The organism is Citrobacter sp. Cf087 (assembly GCF_030334285.1).
GTDB classification, from domain to species: Bacteria; Pseudomonadota; Gammaproteobacteria; order Enterobacterales; family Enterobacteriaceae; genus Citrobacter; species Citrobacter freundii.
The window spans coordinates 1-226 of record NZ_JAOWED010000009.1 but is presented as its reverse complement, the minus strand read 5'-3'; the positions used below and the strand labels follow the sequence as shown (position 1 = coordinate 226).

Sequence of the window (226 nt, the reverse complement as noted above, 5' to 3'; positions counted from 1 at the left end):
ATCAAACTTAAATTGAAGAGTTTGATCATGGCTCAGATTGAACGCTGGCGGCAGGCCTAACACATGCAAGTCGAACGGTAACACAGAGGAGCTTGCTCCTTGGGTGACGAGTGGCGGACGGGTGAGTAATGTCTGGGAAACTGCCTGATGGAGGGGGATAACTACTGGAAACGGTAGCTAATACCGCATAACGTCGCAAGACCAAAGAGGGGGACCTTCGGGCCTC

At 52.2% G+C, this 226-nt stretch carries 1 rRNA gene; it reads left to right on the top strand.

What is annotated here, in order from left to right:
• Nucleotides 1-9: 9 nt before the first annotated feature.
• Nucleotides 10-226: ribosomal RNA gene (locus OGV57_RS00030) — 16S ribosomal RNA — on the top strand; the annotation flags it as partial.